This is a genomic window from Thermodesulfovibrio sp. 1176, assembly GCF_029946585.1.
GTDB lineage: Bacteria > Nitrospirota > Thermodesulfovibrionia > Thermodesulfovibrionales > Thermodesulfovibrionaceae > Thermodesulfovibrio.
In genome coordinates this window covers 86,447-107,472 of sequence record NZ_JARZRZ010000004.1, presented here as the reverse complement: position 1 = coordinate 107,472, position 21,026 = coordinate 86,447, and the positions used below count along the sequence as shown (strand labels likewise).

At 32.8% G+C, this 21,026-nt stretch carries 13 protein-coding genes and 1 CRISPR repeat array; of the genes, 8 read left to right on the top strand and 5 right to left on the bottom strand.

Annotated features, from left to right (window positions below):
- Positions 1 to 37 precede the first annotated feature (37 nt).
- From QI155_RS08200 to QI155_RS08180, 5 genes are read left to right on the top strand one after another with little or no spacing between them, the layout of a single operon-like run.
- Entirely contained in the window at positions 38 to 1,963 is a 1,926-nt protein-coding gene (locus tag QI155_RS08200) for a hypothetical protein (protein ID WP_281321419.1), read from the top strand.
- A 13-nt stretch (positions 1,964 to 1,976) separates the two neighbouring features.
- Positions 1,977 to 4,094 carry a S8 family serine peptidase gene (locus QI155_RS08195; RefSeq protein ID WP_068861713.1) on the top strand — a complete coding sequence of 706 codons (2,118 nt, stop codon included), beginning with the start codon at positions 1,977 to 1,979 and terminating at the stop codon, positions 4,092 to 4,094.
- 60 nt (positions 4,095 to 4,154) lie between these two features.
- A complete protein-coding gene (locus QI155_RS08190) occupies positions 4,155 to 5,225 on the top strand; it encodes a hypothetical protein (protein WP_068861712.1) in 1,071 nt (356 codons plus the stop codon).
- A gap of 37 nt (positions 5,226 to 5,262) precedes the next feature.
- Positions 5,263 to 6,102, top strand: coding sequence for a CARDB domain-containing protein (locus tag QI155_RS08185; RefSeq protein WP_068861711.1), 840 nt, complete (start codon positions 5,263 to 5,265; stop codon positions 6,100 to 6,102).
- 6 nt (positions 6,103 to 6,108) lie between these two features.
- Complete coding sequence (locus QI155_RS08180; RefSeq protein ID WP_143600892.1) at positions 6,109 to 7,215, top strand: hypothetical protein; 1,107 nt, start codon at positions 6,109 to 6,111, stop codon at positions 7,213 to 7,215.
- A 115-nt stretch (positions 7,216 to 7,330) separates the two neighbouring features.
- Here QI155_RS08180 and QI155_RS08175 read toward each other — a convergent pair whose 3' ends face one another.
- The 3 genes from QI155_RS08175 to sbcD all read right to left on the bottom strand — a co-directional run bounded on the left by QI155_RS08175 (position 7,331) and on the right by sbcD (position 15,798).
- Positions 7,331 to 7,675, bottom strand: a complete 345-nt coding sequence (locus tag QI155_RS08175; RefSeq protein WP_068861709.1) for a four helix bundle protein — start codon at positions 7,673 to 7,675, stop codon at positions 7,331 to 7,333.
- Between the two features lie 57 nt (positions 7,676 to 7,732).
- Positions 7,733 to 11,083: a CRISPR direct-repeat array (repeat unit 36 nt; unit sequence GTCGCAATCCCTTTTAAATGAGGTCAAGTTTCCTAC).
- Positions 11,084 to 11,540: 457 nt separating this feature from the next.
- The gene (locus tag QI155_RS08170; protein ID WP_281321418.1) at positions 11,541 to 14,651 is read right to left on the bottom strand and encodes an AAA family ATPase; all 3,111 of its coding nucleotides are present in this window, start codon (positions 14,649 to 14,651) and stop codon (positions 11,541 to 11,543) included.
- Complete coding sequence (sbcD, locus tag QI155_RS08165; RefSeq protein ID WP_281321417.1) at positions 14,638 to 15,798, bottom strand: exonuclease subunit SbcD; 1,161 nt, start codon at positions 15,796 to 15,798, stop codon at positions 14,638 to 14,640. The genes QI155_RS08170 and sbcD overlap by 14 nt, the downstream gene beginning before the upstream one ends.
- Positions 15,799 to 16,603: 805 nt before the next feature.
- On the opposite strand from sbcD, the gene QI155_RS08160 reads away from it, so the two are divergent.
- The 3 genes from QI155_RS08160 to yedF all read left to right on the top strand — a co-directional run bounded on the left by QI155_RS08160 (position 16,604) and on the right by yedF (position 19,104).
- The gene (locus QI155_RS08160) at positions 16,604 to 17,584 is read left to right on the top strand and encodes an ABC transporter permease (RefSeq protein ID WP_068861347.1); all 981 of its coding nucleotides are present in this window, start codon (positions 16,604 to 16,606) and stop codon (positions 17,582 to 17,584) included.
- Positions 17,577 to 18,416: an oligopeptide ABC transporter permease gene (gene opp4C, locus QI155_RS08155; protein WP_068861346.1), complete on the top strand. Its 840-nt coding sequence runs from the start codon at positions 17,577 to 17,579 to the stop codon at positions 18,414 to 18,416. Before QI155_RS08160 ends, opp4C begins: the two co-directional genes overlap by 8 nt.
- Before the next feature lie 103 nt (positions 18,417 to 18,519).
- Complete coding sequence (gene yedF / locus QI155_RS08150) at positions 18,520 to 19,104, top strand: sulfurtransferase-like selenium metabolism protein YedF (protein ID WP_068861345.1); 585 nt, start codon at positions 18,520 to 18,522, stop codon at positions 19,102 to 19,104.
- A gap of 3 nt (positions 19,105 to 19,107) precedes the next feature.
- Here yedF and QI155_RS08145 read toward each other — a convergent pair whose 3' ends face one another.
- Positions 19,108 to 19,668 (bottom strand): ComF family protein, encoded by a 561-nt coding sequence (locus tag QI155_RS08145; RefSeq protein WP_173894062.1) that lies wholly within the window; start codon positions 19,666 to 19,668, stop codon positions 19,108 to 19,110.
- Between the two features lie 67 nt (positions 19,669 to 19,735).
- Positions 19,736 to 21,013, bottom strand: coding sequence for an adenylosuccinate synthase (locus QI155_RS08140; protein ID WP_281321416.1), 1,278 nt, complete (start codon positions 21,011 to 21,013; stop codon positions 19,736 to 19,738).
- Positions 21,014 to 21,026 lie beyond the last annotated feature (13 nt).

Genomic DNA, 21,026 nt, shown 5'->3' with positions numbered 1-21,026 from the left:
GACATGATAAATAATAAAATTCAAGCTGGAGGATAATATGATACTACTTGGCATTATCGGTGTGAATTTCGTATTTTTATTTTTTTATTGTTTTTCCTATGCAGAGACTACAAATTCTTCTGTTAAAATTCTATCACCGTTAGATAATTCAACAGTCATTGATAAAAAACCTGAAGTGAAAGTTGAATTTGATGAAACAGTGATGCGAGATACAATTGTTGTAATTTTTGATGGACAAGACATAACTCAATTAATTACTTTCACAGATAAGGGTTTTGAGTTTAAACCTTTCATGGTTGTACCGCCTGGAACTCATAATCTATCAATCACAGCTAAGAATAAAGAGGGAATGCAAATAGAAAAATCAGTTACCTTTACAACAAAACATTCGGAAATCTTTGATGAAGCTTGGTCAAACAATAATGCAACAATAATATATCAAGGAATTTTAAAAAAACCAGAATCTTTCGGAAGCCAGCCAAATTCAAAAATTGAAGGGAACCTAACATCCGAGACAAAACTTAAAAATCAAACATGGGAGTTTAAATTCAATACAAATCTTAGATATTTTGACCAGAATGAACCCCTTATGCCACCCCAAAAAAAAGGATTTGATATAGTCAACTGGATATTGACTGGAGAATATACTAAAGATTTATTTAAAACAAAAGTAAGCATTGGAGATATACAAATTACAGAAACCCCTTATACATTATCAGGACTCAGCAGAAAAGGAGGTTTGATTAATATTGAATATGATATTTTTCAATTTAATGTCTTTACAGTAAAGAGTGAAGCTATTTATGGAGGAAGAGGCGGAACAGGTATTGAAACATCTTCAGAAGACCATATAATGGGAGTTTCTGCTGGATTAAAACTTTTTGATAAAAAAATGGAAATTAAAACTATTTATGTAACAGGAGGTGAACCATCTTCAGGATTTGGCATATCAGGTACAGATGGAATTAAAAAAGGAGATGTCCTTGGTTTTCTTGTAACATCTAATTTTTTTGAAAATAAATTAAACACTGATTTTGAAATTGATTTTTCAAAATATGATCCCGACACCTCAGATGAATTCGGTAAAAGCAGTGATAAAGCTTACAGGGCAAAAATTTATGGAAATATTGATAAATATAATTATGAGGCAATGTATGAGTATATTGGAAGAGACTATCAAGTGGTAGGTAACCATATTCAAAAAGACCGTCAGGGTTTAAGTTTAAGAGGAGGAGCTAACTGGGGAGAACATGTATTGAATCTGAATTTCTCAAGATACAATGACAATGTAAGAGGTGATGAACTTTTTCCAAGAGTTATTAACTATCAGAGTATGGTTGATTATTCCTTCAATAAATTTCAAAATTTTCCAATAGGACTGACATATCAAAAATCAATTCAAAAAAGTACAAAGGAACCCGAAGGTACACCTAAAATCCATATGGATAACGATATTTTATCAGGAAGAATTAATTTCATACAAGATAAATTAAATATAGGATTTATGACAACTTATTCGGTGATGAATGATAAATCCGAACATAATAATGATACAAAATCAATTACATATACACTCACTCCAGCATACAATGATGAGAAATATTCTTTAAGTACAAGTTTCTCTCTTAATCAATCTAAAGTTAAACTAACTGATGTAAGAACAGACACATATACTATAAATACTGATTTCAGAACAAAATTTTTTGATCAAAAAGCGTCTTTTGATGTAGCAGGTACTTATACAATAACAAAAACAAATGATGGCTCAGTCAACACAAGAAATCTTAATGGAACTGTTCAGCTTGCCTATGATCTTGCAAAAATAGTTAAAGATTATATGAAGCCAGTTATAGCACTTAAAGCAACCTATTCAAAAATAACTGATAAGATTAATCCATCTTATAATAATGATGAGTTTGTGCTTTATCTTGTATTCACAACAAATATACCATTTTCATTTTAAGGAGGAGAGAAAAATGAAAAGATTGATTTTATTATTTATATTGATTGCTGTGTTTTTCATCCATAACATAGCTTATTCTGCAATAACAGTAACTGCTTCTAAAAGCAATATTCCCAGAGGACAGGCTTCTGTAGTTATTCTTACATATCAGTTTTTTGGAGGAGCTATAAATGTTAATAATTGTTATATAGAATCTTCTAGTGGTTCCTTTAATGCTGGAAATAATATATTAGAAATTAATTCAAAACCTTTAAGAATCAATGTGTTAAATAATAGTGGAACTGCAATTGAGACTTTAAATATACCTATCAGAGTTTTGGAAAGAGCCATAAATAAAGGATATAATAGTTTTACTTATCAAAGAAGTTTTATGAATGGTAATTGTGGGATTTCTACCACAGATACTTATGCTACTTTTTACATAACCACTGAAGCTGCAGCTGATTTTGATATAAAAAGAATAGAGCTTTACTTTGAAAACAGAAGGGCAGAGATTACAGTACCAAAATACTATGAAGGACTCAAGGCTTTTGCAGATATAAAATTTTCAGGCTCTGGATTATTGCAAGGATACTGGGAAGTTGATGGAAGAATTATTTCCTATGTTAATCAGCACATTACCTATGGAAACACAGTTACTTTTCAGACTCCTCAAATTCCTTCTTTGCCAACCTTTGAACCAGGAGTTCATGTTATAAGATTTGTAATTACAAAACCATCTATTCAGATACCTATTCCATCAGCCTTATACTTTGTAACAACAGAAGAAGTTAAAAAAATTATTAAAATAAAATTACAGAACCCTGAAAACAATGCTAAACTCGAATATGCTCCTATAAAATTTGAATGGGAAAAGCTTGAAACGCCTTATGTTTATTTGATTCAATTTTTTGAAAAAGAAGATTCTGTCCCTATTTTTTCAGCCTATACAAAAAATGAATATTACATGCTCTCTGATGTAATACTCAATAAAATATTCCAGCCTAACAAAAAGTATTTCTGGAAAGTAATAGGATTTGATATGAACAATAGCAGAATTGCAGAAAGTGATATAAGAAACTTTTCTTTCTTTGAAAAATCCTTTGTTCCTGGACAGATTATTATATCAATTACAAAAGCTGATTATAATGATAACTTTTTAAATGAATTATCAAAAAAATATAAACTTCAAATGATAGAAAATTACTACTTGAAAAATCTTGAAAGCTTTATTGTTTTATTTCAATATGATGGAGATGTTTTGGGATTAATCGAGGAATTAAAAAAAGACAACAGAATTACAATAGCTCAACCAAACTTTATATTTCATACTTTTTCTGACCCTCTATGTAAAATGATTTATGCTTTTGATTTAATGAAAATAGATAAAATCCATCGTTACTATAAAGGAAACGGCATTAAGATTGCCTTGATTGATACAGGAGTTGACTATGAACATAAAGATTTAAAAAATCAGATAAAAGAAATTAAAAATTTTATTAAAAATGAAGAATATAAAAAAGAAATACACGGAACAGCAGTTGCTGGAGTAATTTCAGCAAAAGAAGATGCTTTTGGAATAAAAGGAGTTGCTCCTCTCTCAGAAATATATTCTTACAGAGCCTGTAGCCAAATTGGAAATAATCCAGAAGGCAGATGCATTTCTTCAAACATTGCAAAAGCCCTTGATGAAGCAATATCAAAAGGTATGAATGTTGTCAACATGAGTTTTGGAAGCATTCATTATGATAATTTAATTGCTTCTTTGATTAAAAAGGGCTATTCATCTGGTATATTATTTGTAGCTCCTTTAGGCAATTTAAAAAATCCATCACAACAAACATTCCCAGCCTCTTTATCAGAAGTTATTTCAGTAGGAGGTCTTGACGAAAATAATACACCATATCCAAACGAAGCTATAGCTAATAAGGCAAAAGTATTAGCACCTGCTGTTAATATTTTTACCACTTTTCCAAATAATAAATATAATTTTCTATCTGGTACATCTCTTTCCTCAGCTTACATAAGTGGGCTTATGGCTCTTTTCTCTGAAAAAAATAAATCCAGCCATAATAAGAATTTACCTGCCTATCAAGGCAATATCTGCAAATGGGAAGAAGAATTATTCAAAATAGAACTTTGTGAAAATTAATTTTGAACTTTTTTATTATTTAGTAATACTAATTATTTAAAACTTAAATAGGAGGAGAAAGTGAGAAGTTTAATATCCATCAAAGGTGTTGTAACATTTATTATTTTTGGTTTTGTTATTTTTTTAAATGTTTTAAATTTAAAGGCTGAGCAAACAAGAATTCAACCAATGATATCAGCGAATTTAATTAAAGTGAATCCAGAAATCTATGAAGGAGCTTGTCCAAAATTTATACACTTTGAAGGAGAAATTAATGTTGCTAATATACAAAATACACCTTTGCAGGTTCGCTATACTTTTGTGCGTAGCGATGGTAAATATACACCTGTTAAAACCCTTACATTCGTTAAAGATGGAAAACAAAAAGTTGAATATTTATGGGAAGTAGATAAGACTCAAGATAGCTTGGTTTCGCTTAAAATTTTAGAACCTCGAATTATTGAATCAAATAAACTGAATTTCAGGGCAAAATGTCATATTCCAGATTTATATGTTAGTACTATTGAATTATCAAAAGGATATTGTTATCTACGTGTTAGTATTTATAGTTTTTCAGAATTTAGCGTTCCTATACCTGAAAAAGCATATAGTTCTAATGAAGGGATTAGAATTAAAATTTTCAAAAATGGGCAATTATGGTATAACAAACATTTAGCCGAATTTGATCCTCAAAAACAGTTAATGCAGGCCAATCTTCGTAATGTTGCTGCGTGGAACAATGTTGAACCATTGGAAGATGGACAGTATACGATAAAAGTGGTAATTGATAATCCTAATATTTTGGAGTTAAATAAGGCTAATAATGAAAAAACAGTGACCCTAAAATGTGAAAGACATGCAGAAATAAAGAGCATTAATTCTTTAGATATTTGTGCTAAAAAGGGTGGAAAAATACATATAATTGGAAACAGATTTGGGACTCAGGAAGGGAAAAAAGTTATTATGTACTGGAATGAGCCAAAATTTGAATTACCAATAGTTTCATGGAGCGATACACATATAGTAGCAAGAATACCCAATGATGACCCGAGAATAAAAGATGATATGAACTATAACATAAAAATAGTAAGAGTTATAGATAATCAAAACATTAGCAATATGAAGAGTATTACAACCTGTAGAAAACAATAAATTAAAGAAAAAATGGAATGTGAAGGAGGAAATTAGGATGAAAAGGTTTTATTTACTCATTATTTTATTTATTTTGCTTATTTTATCAAATCCAATCTTCGCTCAATCTTTAGAGGAATGGAAAATATCTCGATTATGGACAGAGCCAACTTGCTACAATAAATTACCTGATAAAGATTCTACAATAACTGTTAAAGCTGAATTCCAGTGTGTTGTAGGTCCTAAAGTTTCAAAATGCCAAGACATCACAATAAAATCCTACTGGGATAGCAGTATAGAACGTGTGGAAAGGAAAATAAACTTAACCCAAGCAATAATTAACACCTGTGGACCATCTGCAACAGCCTGCACCATAATGATAGATGGTGAAAAGATGGATGTTAGAATACTTCCAGGAAATAAAATTTTAATAAGCAAGACTGGATTTATCAGTCCGAGGTTAATAGGTAATGTAAAACTTACCCTTGAGGCTTATACAGGAGTAAAGCTTACTGATAAAAAAACAATTACTGTCATGCCCTGTGAAAAAAAACCTGATCTTGCTGTGGAAAAATTTGAAATTCCTGAGATTATTAATTCATCAGTACATGACAAATGGGGTAATATAAATGGAGTTTTAGTTATTAAAAACATTGGCACAGCTCCTTCTGCAAACTTTTATGTAGATGTTCGATTTCGTAAACAAGGTCTAACTTCAAGTATTCAATATAATGTCCCCAGTATTAATTCTGGTGGAACCTATACTATTAACATATTTATCAGACAACCTGAAGGAGATTATAGCGCATGCGCTATTTTGGATAATTATAATCAAGTGTCAGAATCCAATGAAGAAAATAATTCAGCTTGCCGTAATTTTAGAATAGTAGGAAAGTAAATAATGATGATGAAAATAAAAATTTTAATAATATTATTAACCAGTTTTTTTATATTTTCTTTGATTTATGCCCAGCCACAAATAAAAAGGGAAGAAATTCAAAGAGGAGTACCCCAACAACAGAGAGAACACCAAATTTCTGATGACCCTGTAATTCGGGAATTTTCAGCAAATCCCACAGGTGTTGTGCAAGGCGGGCAGGTAACTTTTAGTTGGAGAGTTGAACCAACACCTGGAGGTTCACCTATTACAGATATAAGGATTACTGTAGGTGCTATAGAACTTCACCGTTCATCTTCTGCGGTCGGAGAAAAGAGAATAGTTTTACCTTCGACTTTAGCTCCCCAGCTTGCTTGCCAGATTGTCTTAACCGCTACTAATTCTGCAGGAAGGTCTAAACAAAGAACACTTAATTTAGAGATATTTGCAGATACGCCTGTTATTAGAGAATTTTCTGTTGAGCCAGATGTGGTTATGGCAGGAGGAGAATTTAAAATGAGATGGAGAGTTGAACCAAGACCAGGAGGAAGCAGAATTACAAATGTTAGAATAGGACCTGATACCGTACTTTCTTCTGGTGAGCGGACTATCAGAATAGATAGGAATAATTTTGATGAAAGAAGGCGATATACTCTTGTTGCTACCAGTGAAAGAGCACAGTCAGTAAGTCAGACTAGGGAAGTAGAAATAAAGTCTATACTTTCCGTTAAAACAAGTATCCAAAATTTTCATATGACTATGGAGCCAAGAGAAATTCCAGAAGACATAAGAGGTAGCTTTATCATTACATTTGAAAATTTAAGCGGTATAACTATTGAAGGAGTAAGTATTACTTTAGTTTCCAAACCAGAAGAGGTGAGTCGAGGAGCTTTACGGGGTAAAATTGTAGGAGGACTGTCCAATCAAACAATTCGCCCCGGTATGAATGAGTTTAGGATCAGCGGGGTGATTTCTTCTCGCGGATTTACTCCTAAACCAAGGTTTATGGGTATAATTTTAGACCTTTCCCCTCAACCAGAGGATCGCATGGAAGCTACTACCCCTATTGAAGTTAGAACAATAGAAAGTTACCACCTGCGTAACAGAGGCGATTTTAGAACTATTTTTCATTGAGGATTAAAAATCAGAACTTGAAAGAAGGAGCAAAATGAAGGAAAAAGAAGTCGCAATCCCTTTTAAATGAGGTCAAGGTAGAGAGCAGTAGAGCAACAGAGCAGTAGCGCAGTAGTTAAAGACCTTTTTGAAAATTCCAAAGAAGTTTTCCTGCTTCTTCAATAAGAGATTGAATTTCAGAAATGTCTGTTTTTATATAGCCCAACTCTTTAGAAAACTCCAGTAAGTATTCTGTCTCCGCAAGACTAACCCTTGCCATATCAAGAAATCTGGAAAGTTCAACCTTTGTTTTCCTTCCATAATCTTCAACAATGTTAGTAGGCACTGATAGTGCTGCACATCTAATCTGAGAAGTTATGCCAAAGGTCTCCTTTTTAGGAAATTCTTCTGTGAGTTTATAAATCTTCAATGCAAGTTCATTGGCTTTCTGCCACACAATAAGATTTTTATATTTAGCCATAAATGATTATATCAAAACTGCTGTTCTACTGGTCTACTGCTCTGCTGGACTAATCCAATCGCAATCCCTTTTAAATGAGGTCAAGTTTCCTACTAAACAATTTAAAAAACATCAAGAGCCCTGTTTTACGTCGCAATCCCTTTTAAATGAGGTCAAGTTTCCTACGAAGCAGAAGAAGGTGATAGCGATGAGTTGAGTGAGTCGCAATCCCTTTTAAATGAGGTCAAGTTTCCTACACTCCCTCACTTCGACGACTTCGTCGAGTTCAACGTCGCAATCCCTTTTAAATGAGGTCAAGTTTCCTACGTCCTTCTTCAGGCTGCAAAGGCAAGCCTGAAGAAGCGTCGCAATCCCTTTTAAATGAGGTCAAGTTTCCTACCCCCGTGTCAAGGTAGTGAAATATTCTACAACGGAAATGTCGCAATCCCTTTTAAATGAGGTCAAGTTTCCTACCGCTGTCGGAAGATGGTTACTACGATGATATTAATGTCGCAATCCCTTTTAAATGAGGTCAAGTTTCCTACATGTAGAAAACGGCAGATTGAAGGCGGCTATAAAAGTCGCAATCCCTTTTAAATGAGGTCAAGTTTCCTACGAAGAAGCAGGGTTGTAAACGATAAATGGGCTATTAGTCGCAATCCCTTTTAAATGAGGTCAAGTTTCCTACTTAGGGATTTTCTGACCCGTAGCAGAACAGGCGGGCACAGGGACGTCGCAATCCCTTTTAAATGAGGTCAAGTTTCCTACAGGTCAGGGAATTTTAACTTTATTTTCAGGCAAAAGTCGCAATCCCTTTTAAATGAGGTCAAGTTTCCTACAGAAAATGCAAGTAGGACAAAGATTCAATCCTTTGTCGCAATCCCTTTTAAATGAGGTCAAGTTTCCTACTACACATTTTAATACAGCAAAGCGTAGGTTATTCTTTGCGTCGCAATCCCTTTTAAATGAGGTCAAGTTTCCTACAAAGGTGCTTCACAAAACATCAAAATATTACTTTTTATGTCGCAATCCCTTTTAAATGAGGTCAAGTTTCCTACTTAAAGAGCTTCCACCAGATACAGAGGTTCCTGAATATGTCGCAATCCCTTTTAAATGAGGTCAAGTTTCCTACCAAAAAATGATTTACATCAAAAAAGAAGATTTGACAAGATTGTTGGTCGCAATCCCTTTTAAATGAGGTCAAGTTTCCTACCGGAGAATATAAGATATATGAGTATGGAGGCCGCAGTCGCAATCCCTTTTAAATGAGGTCAAGTTTCCTACTTACTTAGAAATTACAGAGTGGAGAGGTCCAATTCCGTCGCAATCCCTTTTAAATGAGGTCAAGTTTCCTACAGAGTGCTTTTGAAACTATCAGATTATCCAGAGGTCGCAATCCCTTTTAAATGAGGTCAAGTTTCCTACGAGAAACAGAAAATGGGTCGTAAATGTATATGCTATGTCGCAATCCCTTTTAAATGAGGTCAAGTTTCCTACCGAGAGACACTATACGAAATTTGGGACTTAAAGCAGAAGTCGCAATCCCTTTTAAATGAGGTCAAGTTTCCTACTCTTGAAAACAGGCTAAGGGACATTATCCATTAGCATGGTCGCAATCCCTTTTAAATGAGGTCAAGTTTCCTACTGAGGTCATAGATGAAAAGGAAGGGGGTGATTAAAAGTCGCAATCCCTTTTAAATGAGGTCAAGTTTCCTACTTAGAATTAGCATTACTTCAACAATTTGCGATTTAGATGAGTCGCAATCCCTTTTAAATGAGGTCAAGTTTCCTACAGTGGAAACAGAAAACGGATTAGTGGCAATTGGAGAATGTCGCAATCCCTTTTAAATGAGGTCAAGTTTCCTACTCAAGGGGATTACGCTCCATTTGTTAATTGGGACAATAGTCGCAATCCCTTTTAAATGAGGTCAAGTTTCCTACGATGCAATTAGCCCGTAACATGAAGGGGGAAGTGGCAGAGGGGTCGCAATCCCTTTTAAATGAGGTCAAGTTTCCTACCTCATGATAAAAAAAAATAAATTAGGAGGTGGAGATATGGTCGCAATCCCTTTTAAATGAGGTCAAGTTTCCTACGATATAATCATGATAAAAAAAAATAAATTAGGAGGTGGAGTCGCAATCCCTTTTAAATGAGGTCAAGTTTCCTACTTTAAAGGGTGAGGTTTTAAACAAGTTGACAAGCAAAAAGTCGCAATCCCTTTTAAATGAGGTCAAGTTTCCTACGAAAAATAGGAGGAAAACATGAAGGAGAGAAAAGAAAAAAGTCGCAATCCCTTTTAAATGAGGTCAAGTTTCCTACGAAGAAACCTTCTGCAGAGAAGGTTTAACAGGGATTAAGTCGCAATCCCTTTTAAATGAGGTCAAGTTTCCTACGAGAGGGGGTGAAAGAATGAGGAAGGCATATATAATTTCGTCGCAATCCCTTTTAAATGAGGTCAAGTTTCCTACGAGAGGGGGTGAAAGAATGAGGAAGGCATATATAATTTCGTCGCAATCCCTTTTAAATGAGGTCAAGTTTCCTACGAAGGACAATTTTCCATATCCCAACACATAAAAGTTGTCGCAATCCCTTTTAAATGAGGTCAAGTTTCCTACAAGCAAAAAAACGGTGGAGGATATCCTCCACCGTCAAGTCGCAATCCCTTTTAAATGAGGTCAAGTTTCCTACATCAAGAAGTGGAAGGGAATATATAAAACACATGTCGCAATCCCTTTTAAATGAGGTCAAGTTTCCTACGGATAATACGCCTGAAATTATTGGAAAGGTAAGTCGCAATCCCTTTTAAATGAGGTCAAGTTTCCTACCAGATTGGTAGGGGGAGAGGTTGAAATAGCATGTAGGGATTATGTCGCAATCCCTTTTAAATGAGGTCAAGTTTCCTACTAAATAGAAAGATTACTGAAAATGAGATTGACGATGTAAGGCGTAGTCGCAATCCCTTTTAAATGAGGTCAAGTTTCCTACAAAATATGAAAGCGCAGTAAGAAATCTTAATAGAATGTAGTCGCAATCCCTTTTAAATGAGGTCAAGTTTCCTACCCAGCAGGAAGGGATTAAAACAATGCACATTTGTCTATGTTAAGTCGCAATCCCTTTTAAATGAGGTCAAGTTTCCTACATATTGTTTAAAAACAGCATTAAAATCATGAAAGATTAGTCGCAATCCCTTTTAAATGAGGTCAAGTTTCCTACTTATTGGAAAAGTAGTTGAAAAGAGATTTTCTGAAACGTCGCAATCCCTTTTAAATGAGGTCAAGTTTCCTACAGGACTTAACGCAATTTGTACTTGATTTATAAAGGGGTCGCAATCCCTTTTAAATGAGGTCAAGTTTCCTACATATAAAGCAACGATAACAAGAGGCAGTATTGCAGTCGCAATCCCTTTTAAATGAGGTCAAGTTTCCTACAGACCCCCTCTTTTTTTCTCTTATTTTTCAATATGTTATAAGGAGGGTTTTGCAAATTTTTCAGGAATTTTTCACTTACGGTTATTCTGTAAACCATTGATATTGCTTGATTTTCTGACATAAGAAAATCAGCTATTTTCAATGGATTATGAAACATCAATATTTAAAACTTGATAAAATGAGATCCTGCTAAGGAGAAGATTCTTCGCCTTCGGCTCAGAATGACAATTCACTTAGTCTGTCCTTCCATTTCCCTCTCATTATTAGATTATACCCCATATTCATAATATACGATGACAAAAAAGAAGCTCAGACGCTTTCTTTAGGCTTCGCTCTCTAAATAATACTTCAGCTTTTATTTTTTCGGGCTTTGCCCTCTAAAAAAGACTTCGTCTTGTCAAAGAACAATTTTTTATATAATTAAATCAAAATATTATTTCGTATGTCAACTGAAATTTTATGCTAACAGGTTATTGTAACTAAAATATTTTATTTTGCTTGAACCTGTTTTTTCTCGGTATACATAAATATGTTCTGGAATAATCTGTTTTAATTCTTCAAGATGAGATATTAATCCTACCAATCTATCCTGTGAGCGAAGTTCATTTAATATGGAACAAAGAGAATCAAGAAGGTCTTTATCAAGGGAACTAAAACCTTCATCAATAAAAAAGAACTGTACCGGTCTTCTTCTTCGGTGCTGTATGTAATATGACAAAGCCAGTGCAAGAGCAAAGGAGACTATAAAGGTTTCTCCACCTGAAAGTGTTGCCACTGAACGAGTTGAATTATAAAAAAGGTCTTTTATTGTAAATTCAAGATTTTGTGAAACAGTTAAATAAAATCTTCTTCCAATAAGCTCTTCAAGAAGTTTGTTTGAGAGAGAAACGATATCTTTTATCAGATACCATGAGAAAAATTTTACCATTTCTTTTCCTCTTATAATGTTTTCAAGAGTTTTTATGTTTTTAAAGTTTTTTTCAAGACTTGTAAGTGTTTCAATTAGCTGTGCTTTTTCTTTTAGTAATTCTTTTTCTCTTTCTATGTTTTCATGTAAAGCACCGAGTTTTTTATTTAGCTCTGCAATATTTTTCCGCACTGTCTCTAAAGCTATCTTTGTTTTATCAGGTTCACCTGTAGGAAGTTCTTTTATCTGAAGTTCTTCTATTTGTTTTATTATTTGCAGTAAGGCTCCTGATTTTGAGTTTCTTTCTTTTTCATAATTTTCAACTTCTTTCTTTATTTTTTCTTTCAATTTTTCATCAAGGAAGAAATTTTTTAATTGATTAATAGATACTCCTTTTTCATTAGCTTTTTCTGTAAGACGCTTATTAATGTCATTGTATCTTGTTTGCTCATTTTCAAGCTCAGTTTTGATTTTTTGTAGTTGAAGTTCTCTTTCCTGTTTATCTTTTTCTTTACTTTTAAGGAATTTTTCGAGATTTTCCTTAGTATTTTTAAGGTTATTTAACTCTGTTTCTGCTTCCTTTTTCAAATCTTCAGGATTTTTTCCTTTAGTTTTTTGGTTCAGTATATCAAGGTTCTGTCCTATTTCTTTATTTAATCTCTCAAGTTGGGGTTTAAGTTGTTCTAATGTAACAGACATTTGGGTTTTCATGTTAAGTTTTTCATTTAAAAGATTGTTTTTTTCATTAAACTGATTATTTAGCTTGTTTAAATCAGTCATTAATTTTTCGCAGTTTCTTTTTCTTTCTTTTAATTGATTGAAAATTTCTAATGCATGGGGAAAATGCTCATTGGGAAAAATATTAAAAAGTTTTTCTTTTAATTTGCTTAATGTTTCTGTTTTTTCCTTTATATCATTCTCTGTTTGACTGATCTTAACATTTGTTTCAATAATTTCATTAAGATGTGGCTTTATGTCTTTTTTGAAAGTTTCAATATCTTTAATTTGATTTTCAATGACTATTATTTCATTTTCCATATTTTTAATTTTTTCTTCAATTTCACCTGAGGCTGGTTGAGGATGAAGAGTACTTCCACATACAGGACAGGGTTTACCTTCTGTAAGTTGTCTGCTTAATGTAATTGCCATATTTTTGAGTTCAAGTTCCTTGAGTGTTTTTCTCTTTTCATCAAGGAGGTTTTCAAGTTGTTGTTTTCTTATTTCAATAGTAGAGAGTATTTCTTCAGAATCTGTTATAGTTATCTGAAGCTTATGCAAAAGCATCTTTGCGATTTCTCTAAAAAGTGATTCTTTATTTTTCTTTGCTTCAGTAAGGGTGGTTTTAAGTTTATCAATTTCTACCTCAAGATTTTTAATCTCGTTTACTTTTGGTAAAACTTCTGGTAAAAGATTGTAGAGTTGCTCTTCTTTTTCATTCAGTGATATTTCTTTAAATTTATTCTGATTATCTGAAATAAGAGCTTTTAATTTTTCAACTTCATTAGTAATCTTCTGAATTTCTTTTTCAATTTTCTTTTGATTCTCTTTAGTAAGTGAAATATTTCTTTCAATTTCCTGTTGCTCAGCCTTCAATTGTTCAATCTTCTTACTTATTCTTATTGCTTCTTCAGCATCAGCAATGGTTCTTATTAAGTCCTCATGTTTTTTGACAAAAGAGGCTTCAAAATCTTCTTTTTGTTTCGAGATTTTGTTGAGTTTCTCTGAAATTTTTTCTAAACTTTCCTGTATTTCTTGTTTTATCTTGAGATTTGCCTCAATTGAACTTTTAAGATTAATCCATTCATTATAAAAAATTTTATATTGCGCCATTTCTTCGTCAATTTTTATCTTTTCTTTCAGTTTTTCTATTTCTGTAGATTTTTTCTTTAGTTCAGCTAATGCGTGTTCTAATTCTATTTTTTGGTTATTAAGTTCATGAAATCTATTAATAAGCTCAAGTTTTTCTGATAATTGTTTTTGCTGATTTTCAAGTTCTTTCAGATTTATGGTGGCTTTTTCTATCTCCTCTTCTTTAATTTTGATAGATTTTTCTGATATTTCTTCGAGCTCTTTTAGTCTATTCTCAACAGAGGATTTCTCAAGTTGTGTCTTATTTGCAAGATTTTTTACAACTTCAGAAAGAGGTTCTCCGAATACATTGAGGTCAAAAAGATTACCAAGTAATTGAGCTCTATCTGCTGGTTTAATTTTTAGAATTTCTGCAAACTGGTTTTGGGGTAATATGACAACTTTACAGAATTCTTCATGTTCTAATCCAATGATCTGTCTAATGGCATCTTCAAATTCTTTGCTTTTTTCTGCTTTTGGGATTTTTACATTGTCTTTTACTTCATATAGTTTGCATTTAGAATCTTTTCCAATTGACCTTTCAATAAGATATTGTCTACCTGATATTTTAAAGATAAAATTTATTTTTATTCTGTCCTTTGTTGGATTAATTGCTTCATGTAAGTTCTTACCGCCAAGTCTTGGTGTTTTTCCATATATGGCAAGAATAATTGCATCAAGAATTGTAGATTTTCCTGCTCCAGTGTCTCCAAAAATTCCAAAAAGTCTGTTTTTATGAAATTTTTCAAAATCTATCTCCACTTTTTCGGAATAACTCTGAAGTCCTTCTATAGAAAGCTTAACTGGAAGCATTTCTTGCCTCCTCAAGACACTGAAGAAAGAGTTTTAAGAGTTCTTCATCGGGTTCATCATTGTACTTTGACTTGTAAAACTCTTTAAAAAGTTGTTCATCTCTTAATGTTGAAATATCAATTGTTTGTTCTGTTTCTTTAATTTCTGTTGTCTCGAACCTCCAGCTTATAAGTTTATCCTTATATGCTTTTATTAAATTTTCTATTTGATAGGGGCTATACTGTTTTTCTGATTTGATTAAAATATAGTAAAAACTATCATCATCTGGTACTTTTTCTATTGCAGATTCCACTGTTTCAAACACTAATTTTTTTATCTTAGGAATGGTAGAAAATTCAATAAACTGAAGATTATTTTCCTGCCACAGACAAACTCCTTTTTTATGTTCTACTTCTCCGATATCAAAGGGATATATAGAGCCTGAGTATATGAATTTTCCAATATTTTGATATCTATGAAGATGTCCAAGAGCAATGTATTGAGCCTTTTCTGGTAAAAAATCAATAGGAATACTCTCAACTCCGCCGATTTGAAGTATTCGCTCTGAACCCGATTTTTGAGCACCATTTATAAAAAGATGGGAAACAAAAATAAAGTAATCGCATGTAAATTGAGGTTCCTTAGATGCAATCTCCCTTAATTTTGTTAAAAAATCTTCACCACTAACTGCCATTCTGACTTCTGATGGATAGGGTAGGGCCTTTATCGCTAATGTTTTGGCAAATTCCTTTAATTGAACTTTTATAAAATAGTCTTCAATGCTAATTTTGAAATTACTATTTTCAAAAATATTATTATATTTCTTAATTAAATTGCTAATAATTAAGATTGAGTGCTTTCCAGTTATTAATGGTTGAGAAATCTGAAGTTTTTCTGGAGAATCATGGTTTCCAGCAATTGCGACAATAAGAGAATTTCTCTCTGCCATTGAGGTTATTGTTTCATAAAAAAGCTTTTCTGCTTCAAAAGATGGATTGTAAGTGTCGAAAATATCTCCTGCAAGGAGGATAATTTGAGGGTTTTGTTCTTCTACGATTTTATGGATTTCCTTTAAAATCAATTTTTGAATGGGGAGAAGGTCAAAGGTGGTTTCTTTAAAGGTTTTCCCAAGATGCCAGTCAGAACTATGAAGTATTTTCAAGGACATGATTATATTATAAAATGAAATTTTGCAAAATTATTTAAAACAATATTGCAGTAATATTGCTAATGTCAGAATAAAGGTTAAAATATTTTAAACCCAAATTATGCAAAGTTGTCCTCAAAAAAATAAACTTTTACCTTTTTGAAACTCAAAAATGCCTTCATCGGCATAATGAAAATTGCCATCAACATATATCCAGACAAGGTAACCCAATTTTTTATGAAAAAATCATGTTAAAAACCCTTATACTGAACCCCTCAGTTAAGTCTGCTTTATATGAATTAAAGCAAATGTTTCTGAAAATCTTCTAGTATCCTGAGTTTTTCCTCTATCTGTTTTTGAACTTCTGTCTTCGGTTTGAAAAGTTTTCCATCAAAAAAATTGCTTCCCATACTCTGCTATATGGGTTGAATCCACTTTATCTGTCCCTTCGACTTCACTCAGGACAATCTTTACCCTGCTTATCTTGACTTCAATAAAATTTTTCATTGAATAGAGATGGATAATCTCTCTAAGCTAAATACTCTGCCAGTGTTAAATGATATACTCCTGTTTATTCCATAAGTATTAATACCTCTGATTTTTCTAAATCCCTATCATCGTGGGTTTTATACAGGGTTTTAACCCTAATGTTTCAGTCCAGGTTCAGGAAGTGGAAGGACAGACTAAAACATTCTGAACGATCTCTAAGGACCAATGACGGTGAACTTAGTCTGTCCTTCCAGTATCTTCTCATAATCAAATTATATCCCATAATCATAATATAGGTTGAGGGTAGAGGATGTAATTTGTGTTATAATCACAATTAATGGTCTCATATCTCATTAAAAGAGCTTTTCTAATGATTCCAATTCTTTTTGGTATTACCCTTATTTGTTTTGTTGTGATAAATCTCGCACCAGGCTCTCCTGCAAGTTTCACTGAAGAACTATCTCCAAAGGCTTCTCCAGAGGCAATGGAGGCTCTTAAAAAGCTTTACGGACTTGACAAACCCATTCATGAAAGATACCTTAACTGGCTTCGGATGGTTGTCACTTTGGACTTAGGAAAAAGTTTTGTCGATGGAAGAGCTGTAAAGGAAAAAATTAAAGAAAGACTTCCAATTACTGTGACTTTGAATCTTCTTTCTCTTCTTTTAATTCTTATTATTTCAATTCCTATTGGAGTTTACTCAGCCCTGAAACCAGGAAGTATATTTGACAGAGCTCTTACAGTTTTTGTTTTCACAGGTTTTTCTATCCCAACATTCTGGCTTGCTTTGCTTGCAATGATTATTTTTGGAGTAAATCTTGGATGGCTTCCTATATCAGGAATTCAAAGCATTGGCAATGAAAATATGCCTTTTTTACAAAGACTCCTTGACTGGATAAAACATCTTATTTTACCAGTTACTATAATGTCTTTTGCAGGACTTGCAGGTATGTCAAGATATACTCGTTCAAGTATGCTTGAGGTATTAAGACAGGATTTTATTCGAACTGCAAGAGCAAAGGGCTTACCTGAAAAAGTTGTCATTGTAAGACATGCACTAAGAAATGCCCTTTTGCCTGTTGTTACACTTTTAGGACTTGCCATTCCAGGACTTATTGGTGGAAGTGTTATTTTTGAAAGTATTTTCTCAATTCCCGGAATGGGTCAGCTTTTTTATGCCTCAGCTATGGCAAGGGATTATCCTACAATAATGGGGATTCTTATTATCGGTGCATTTTTGACATTAATAGGCAATCTTCTTGCAGACATTGCATATTTCATCATAGACCCAAGAATTAGAGTTAAAAGGGATGTTTAAATTAATCATAAAAAGAGTATTGAAAAATAAGTTTGCAGTTGCAGGGTTAATATTTATTTTTATTGTTTTCTTTATAGCAATTTTTGCAAATAATATAGCTCCCTATGATCCCTATAAGATCAATGTTTATAAGGTTCTTGAACCACCATCTAAAGAACATATTTTAGGTACCGATGAACTTGGAAGAGATGTTTTATCAAGAATCATCTATGGAGCAAGGGTCTCTCTTAAAGTGGGTTTTATTGCAATGGGAATAGCAATTCTAACAGGAACCATACTTGGTTTAATAGCAGGATACTACGGAGGATTCATTGATACAATTATAATGAGATTTGTAGATGTTATGCTTGCTTTCCCAACACTTTTTTTAATTCTTGCTGTTGTTGCTGTTTTAGAGCCAAGCATTTATATAATTATGGTAGTTATAGGACTAACTGGCTGGATGGATGTTGCAAGACTTGTTAGAGCAGAGGTGCTTTCCCTTAAAGAAAGAGAGTTTGTTCTTGCAGCAAGAGCAATTGGTGCAAGTTCTGGAAGGATTATTTTTAAACATATACTTCCAAATGCAATCTATCCAGTTATTGTTGCTGCAACTTTCTCCGTAGGAGGAGCAATACTCATTGAAAGTGGATTAAGTTTTCTTGGATTAGGAATTCAACCACCAGAACCAAGCTGGGGAGGAATCTTAAGCGTTGGTAAAGACTATATTACAGTTGCATGGTGGATGAGTTTGTTCCCTGGAATCGCAATATTTTTAACTGTCCTTTCCTTTAATCTTCTTGGAGAAGCCTTAAGAGATGCCCTCGATCCAAAACAATGGGCAGAAGATTAATTATTCATTTCTATAGATTTAATCAATTTAATAGAAAAAAACTATTTTTATTATATACCTAATAAATGTTAAATTTTATGAAAAACATCAGAGGGGGTAGGTTATGGAAATTGTTGATGCACGAGGATTAGGCTGCCCAAAGCCAATAATTCTTGCAGAAGAGGTTTTATCAAAAATAAATGAGGGAATTATTACTGTTTTGGTTGACAGTGAAGTATCACGTGATAACCTGAAAAGATATGCAGAAAGATTTGGTTATTACTATGAAATAGACCAGGAGGACTCATTCTGGAAAGTAAAAATAGTTAAAGGATATACGTGTTCAATCCCGACTACAGAAAATAAACCCTCGAAAAAATTACTTCTTATAATATCATCTGATATCATTGGTAGAGATGAGAAACTTGGAAGAATTCTTATGAAAGCTTTTTTAGAAACTATGATAGCTATAAAACAACTCCCAGATGTGATTTTTCTTATGAATACTGCAGTAAAACTTACAACCATAGATGAAGAGTTCGTCGAATTATTTAAAAAAATCGAATCTATGGGTACAGAAATTTTTACTTGTGGTACCTGTTTAAAATATTACAATCTTGAAGAACAATTAAAAGTTGGATACAGAGGAACTACCAATCACTTTGTAGAAGGTATGTTCGATTTTAATAAAACAGTATGGGTAGGATGATTTTCACAATGCTCTGGCTAAAGTAAAGGCATGAATACTTTTTGCACCACCTCTTTTTAAAACCTTTGCACATTCAAGAAGGGTGCTACCAGTGGTAACAACATCATCAATTAATCCTATGTTCAAATCTTTAACCTCTTTCTTCAAGTAATATGCATTTTTTACATTATTTTTTCTTTGATTAACATCAAGGGATGCTTGATCAGCCGTATCTTTTATTTTTATAAGAACTTCAAGTTCTAATTTAATTTTCCATGACTTTGATAACTCCTTTGCTAAAATTGCTGTCTGATTGAATTCCCTTGTTTTAATCTTTTTATTATGTAATGGAACAGGGATTAAAATATCCAAGACAGGAGGTGAAATTGTACTTAAAAGTTTTCCAAGTTCTCTACCAAGTCTTATTATTTTACAATATTTAAAATAATGTATAACCTCCTTTATAGTTCCTTCATAAGGAGCAAAAGTATAAAGAGAATCAATATATTTCCAGAATTCTTGATGAAATTTGCCAGTTGTAATTTTGAAATTTGGTAAAGGCTTTATTTCATTCCAGCAATCCAAACAAAAAGGAGAATACTTCCAATATGATTTCTTATTACAAATTGGACATTTATCTTGAAAAATTAAATCATAAAGGAAACTCCTTAATGATAATTTCATCTCTTTTTTGTCCTGTTGAAATAATCTGGATTTTAACCTTTAATGAATCTTCAATAAATTGTAGATATTTTTTTGCATTATCTGGAAGATTATCATAATCTTTTATGCCTTTAGTGCTTTCATTCCAGCCAGGTAACTCTTCATAAATAGGAGTACATTTTTCAAGAATTTCAAGTTCCTTTGGAAATTCTTCTAAAACAGTATTTCCATATTTATAACCAACACATACTTTTAATTTATCAATTCCATCAAGAATATCAAGTTTTGTTATTGCAATGCCTGTAAATCCATTTACTCTTGCAGAATGTTTTAATCCTACAAGATCAAGCCATCCACATCGACGAGGTCTTCCTGTAGTTGCACCAAATTCTCCACCCTTTTGCCTTATTTGCTCACCGAGTTCATCCTTTATTTCAGTAGGGAAAGGTCCTTCGCCGACTCTTGTGGTGTATGCTTTTACAATACCTATTATTTTATTAATTTTTTTTGGACTGACTCCTGCTCCTGTACAGGCACCGCCAGCTACAGTATTTGATGAAGTTACATAGGGATATGTTCCATGGTCAATATCAAGAAGAGTTCCCTGAGCACCTTCAAATAAAACATTTTTACCATTGTCTATTGCATTATTTATCATAATATCTACATCATCAATATATTTTTTAAGCTTCTCTGCATAATCCATATATTGACTGAATATTTTTTGTTCATCAAGAGTTTCTGCATTGTATAAATTTTTTAGTAAGAAATTGATAATTTCAAGGTTTGCCTGAATTTTATTTTTAAGTACCTCAGGATAAAGAAGATCAATCATTCTTACACCATTACGGGCAATTTTATCGGTATAACATGGACCTATACCTTTTTTGGTTGTTCCGATTTTTTTCTTCTTTTCTGATTGCTCTTCTATGGCAATGTGATAGGGCATTATTAGATGGCAGTGCTTTGCGATGTATAGATTATTATCAATTTCGACGCCTTTTTTTATAAGAGTATCTATTTCTTTTAATAAACTTTCAGGATCAAGAACTACACCATTACCTATTATGCATTTCTTATTTTTGTGAAGGATGCCTGAGGGAATTAGATGAAGTATATATTTTTCATCGTCTACAACTACTGTATGACCAGCATTACAACCACCCTGAAATCTTACTACATAATCACATTTTTCCGTTAAAAAATCTACGATTTTACCTTTCCCTTCATCTCCCCATTGAGCACCTATAATAACAACTGTTGGCATTTTTTCTTCTCCT

Excerpts from the sequence above, each read along its gene's own strand:
- QI155_RS08160 (WP_068861347.1), top strand. The coding sequence starts at position 16,604 with ATGGTCTCATATCTCATTAAAAGAGCTTTTCTAATGATTCCAATTCTT.
- QI155_RS08180 (WP_143600892.1), top strand. The coding sequence starts at position 6,109 with ATGATGAAAATAAAAATTTTAATAATATTATTAACCAGTTTTTTTATA.
- yedF (WP_068861345.1), top strand. The coding sequence starts at position 18,520 with ATGGAAATTGTTGATGCACGAGGATTAGGCTGCCCAAAGCCAATAATT.
- opp4C (WP_068861346.1), top strand. The coding sequence starts at position 17,577 with ATGTTTAAATTAATCATAAAAAGAGTATTGAAAAATAAGTTTGCAGTT.
- QI155_RS08175 (WP_068861709.1), bottom strand. The coding sequence starts at position 7,675 with ATGGCTAAATATAAAAATCTTATTGTGTGGCAGAAAGCCAATGAACTT.
- QI155_RS08140 (WP_281321416.1), bottom strand. The coding sequence starts at position 21,013 with ATGCCAACAGTTGTTATTATAGGTGCTCAATGGGGAGATGAAGGGAAA.
- QI155_RS08170 (WP_281321418.1), bottom strand. The coding sequence starts at position 14,651 with ATGCTTCCAGTTAAGCTTTCTATAGAAGGACTTCAGAGTTATTCCGAA.
- sbcD (WP_281321417.1), bottom strand. The coding sequence starts at position 15,798 with ATGTCCTTGAAAATACTTCATAGTTCTGACTGGCATCTTGGGAAAACC.
- QI155_RS08185 (WP_068861711.1), top strand. The coding sequence starts at position 5,263 with ATGAAAAGGTTTTATTTACTCATTATTTTATTTATTTTGCTTATTTTA.
- QI155_RS08200 (WP_281321419.1), top strand. The coding sequence starts at position 38 with ATGATACTACTTGGCATTATCGGTGTGAATTTCGTATTTTTATTTTTT.
- QI155_RS08195 (WP_068861713.1), top strand. The coding sequence starts at position 1,977 with ATGAAAAGATTGATTTTATTATTTATATTGATTGCTGTGTTTTTCATC.